Here is a 3,879-nt window from a genome sequence, read left to right on the forward strand (position 1 = left end):
ACAATCTCTAAAAAACAATACACAAAGAATAGGCGTAGAATTAGATTCTCTCACTGCACATTTTGCAAAACAACTCCAACCTAGCACAGAAATATTCCATCAAAACTTTAAAGATTTTGAAGATAGCTTTGGTTTTGACTTAGTCATCGGCAATCCACCTTATGGAAGCACACAGATTGATGGAAAAATGATAGTCAATTATTTCATAGAAAAAGGAATTGACTTACTGAAAGAGAACGCAATCAGTATTCAAGTCGTTTCAAGTCGCTTTTTAGACAATCCAAAGAATGCTTTTGCAAGAAAGGCTATTGCTGAAAAAGCAGAATTATTAGGAGCAATAAGGCTACCTAGCGACACATTTAGCGGAACAAATATCGCTACAGATATTCTTATTTTTCAAAAGTCAGGCAGACAAAACTATAACTTTCTCACTGCAGAAAAGCAACAGGAAGGTTTAGAGCTTAATTCTTACTTCATACATAACAGAGACCATATCTTAGGCGATTTACAGACTACAAAAACAAGATTTGGGGAAAGGTGGCAAGTGAATGGAAACCTAGAAAAATTACCTGCTTTGCTTGATGAAATCCTAAGTAAAGCAGATAGTTTTTCAGATTCTCACTTTGCACAAAAGCAATTCAAAGAACAAATGCAATTCTATGATGAATATGCAACGATTTATGACTGGAAGGTAGTTAATGGTGAGTTTTACCAAAAGCTAGAAGCAGATTCCTATACCAAAGCAGATTTACGCAACTTTTTGTCTCTTAATGAAGACTTCAAGAGCCTTTCTAAAGCGAAACAAGCAAAGATAGAAAAAGAAATTAAAAATGCTCCAAGAATGATTGAACTCTATGAGCAAATGCGTTATTATCTCCAATCACTCAAAAAGCTTGAAAAGCTAGACTTGCATCCAGAACAAATGGAGCTATACAGAGAAGAGCTGAATACAACTATCAAAGAATTCAACAAAGAATTTGGAAGTATTGAAAAAAACACACTTTTAAAGAAGCTATTTGAAGCAGAAGGCAATTACTACCTTATCAAAAATATTGAAAACACAGACATTCTAAAAGGAAGAGTACATTTTCCATATATTCCACCTAGCAAAGCAAACAATATCAATGATGCAATGAGTATTGCTATCTCACAAGGCAGAGTTACGCAGGAGTATTTAGAATCTCTCTTAGGAAAAGAGAAACTAGAAGAAGCGTTTGTGAAAGGAGAAATATTCAAAGACATAGACGACAAACTCTATTCAAGAGATGAGTTTTTAAGCGGAAATATCGGTGAAAAGATAGATGCACTAGAAGAGCTAAAAGACAAAGATAGCTACCAAACAAATGCACTCAATGCGCTCAAAGAAGCATTACCAAAACAAAAGGAGCTAGAAGAGATTGATTTTAGCCTAGAGTCTAGCTATATTCCAAAAGAGGTTGTGCAGAAGTTTTTAAGAGGCTATGGAGTAGAGGCAGTTTATGACCCCAAACTCCAAAAATGGATTTTTGAAAATGAAGGCAATGCAAGTTTTATCAATAAATTTAATGTGTATTCTAATGTGATTCGCACAAAAACAGCAATTCAAATCCTAGATTCTATTCTTAATCACACGCATCTAAACTTTAGCGGTAGAGTCAAAGGTGTGATGACAAGCGATGAAGGAGCAAAAATCACAGCAACAATGAAAATGAATGCACTCAAACAAGAATTCAGAGAAGCAGTTTTTAAAGACAAGGATTTAGGCGAGGCAATCAAAGACAACTACAATCGTATCTTCAACAGAAATACGCCAATCAAGACACAAAAAATTCATTATCCCTTCTTAGGAAGCAATAGTGATATTGTTTTACGAGATTATCAAAGAGAGGCGGTATCAAGGATAATTGCACAAAAAAGCACATTAATTGACCATAGCGTAGGAGCAGGAAAAACCTATACAATGGCAACTGCAGCTATGGAATTGAAACGATTAGGATTAAGCAAACTTCCTTTAATCACAGCGCCAAACTACATTGTCCCGCAATTTATCAAAGAGTTTAAAACGCTTTACCCTCATGCAAATATCCTGCAAATCAGCGGTGATAAAAAGCAAAGAGCAAAGCAACTTAGCTATCTAACACATGCTAAAGATATAGATGTTGTCTTCATGCCTCATTCTGTGCTTGAAATGGTAAAACTAAGCCCTAAGAAACAAGCAGAATTTTTAGAACAAGAACTCAAACATTTAGAAGATATATTGAGACAAGCATATACAAAGAAATCAGAAAAAGCACTCTTGAGATTCATAGAAAACAAGCGGGTTAATTTGAGATACAAAATTAACGATTTACTGCAAACAAGCGCAAACAAAGGCGTTGAAAAAAATATTAACTTTGATGATTTAGGCATTGATTCTATCTTTGTTGATGAGGCACATTATTTCAAGAATCTAGCCTTTATTTCAGAACACAGAGACATAAGAGGATTTGGGAATGCAAAAGGTTCAGGTAGAGCAATGGATTTGTATCAAAAAATTCAGTATCTTCAAGAAAATAATAGCAAGATTGTTTTAGCCACAGGCACACCTATTTCTAATTCTTTGCTAGAAGTCTACCATCTTTTTAGAATGCTTGATAATCAGGCTTTGAAACAAAAAGGAATTCAAAATGCAGATTCTTTCATATCTGTATTTGGAGATATTAGCACAGAGCTAGAAGTGAAAGCAAGTGGAAGATTCAAAGAAACAACGAGATTATCGCATTTTAAAAGCATTCAAGAGCTTAGTAGCTTTTACTCTCAATATGCACATTATGTTGATGTAAAAGAAGAAATAGCATTACCGAAATACAAACTCAATCAAGTCATAGTCAAACAAACACAACACCAAGCAGACTATATGCAAACGATTTTAGAAAGGGCAAAAAAGCTAGAGGAAGGAAGGGTTGACCCAAGAGAAGACAATTTCTTGAAGCTCACAAGTGATGCACTCAAAGCGGCTTTAGATATGCGACTCATTGATAAAACATTACCCGATGACCCAAAAAGTAAAGTCAATATTGTCAGCAAAAATATCACAGAGCTTTACAAGCAAACAGAGAAGCACAAAGGAACACAGCTTGTCTTTTTGGATAAATCTGTGCCAAGCAACACAGATAAAACCTTAAGAGAAAAATACAATCGATTAATCAATGATGACACAGAACAAGCTTATTTAGATTTAGAAAAACTAGCAAACGAGAATGGATATTCTAGTCTTGAAGAGCTAGAGCTAAGCTTTTCATTTAGTCTTTACGATGATTTAAAAGAAAAACTCATCAAGCAAGGAGTAAAAGAAAATGAAATTGCATTTATACACGATTACAAAACAGACAAAGAAAAGCTAGAATTATTTGAGAGAGTCAATGCAGGAGAGATTAGAGTTTTAATCGGTAGCACTCAAAAGATGGGAGCGGGAATGAATGTGCAAAAAAGAATCGTAGGACTTCATCACTTTGATGCGGCATGGAATCCTGCAGACTTAGAACAAAGAGAGGGTAGGATATTGCGATGGGGTAATTTAATCATTGAGTTAGACCCAGACTTTGAGCTACAAATCTACCGCTATGTTACAGAAAAATCAGGTGATGCTATCTTTTACCAAAAGCTTGAACAAAAGGCAACAGCGATTAAGGCATTTAGAGGGGGCAGTATTGAATCAGCTCTAGCTGATATGGATGTGATTAGTTACTCTGAACTCAAAGCACAAGCAACAGGAGATACAAGAATCATTGAAGAAGCAAACCTAAAAAGAGAGATTAAACATTTAAGACTCGAGAAAGAAAGCATTTTAAGGCAACAAGAAAGGGAAAAAGAGGAAAAAATCTTTGCTGAAAATCTTATCTTATCTCATCAAAAGATAAT

The 3,879-nt window shown here is 34.9% G+C and carries 1 protein-coding gene; it reads left to right on the forward strand.

The features are described 5' to 3' along the window. On the forward strand, nt 1-3,879 hold a 3,879-nt coding region (locus CCZ01_RS09655; RefSeq protein WP_146745249.1), incomplete at both ends, for an Eco57I restriction-modification methylase domain-containing protein.

This window comes from Helicobacter monodelphidis, assembly GCF_003288845.1.
Lineage (GTDB): Bacteria > Campylobacterota > Campylobacteria > Campylobacterales > Helicobacteraceae > NHYN01.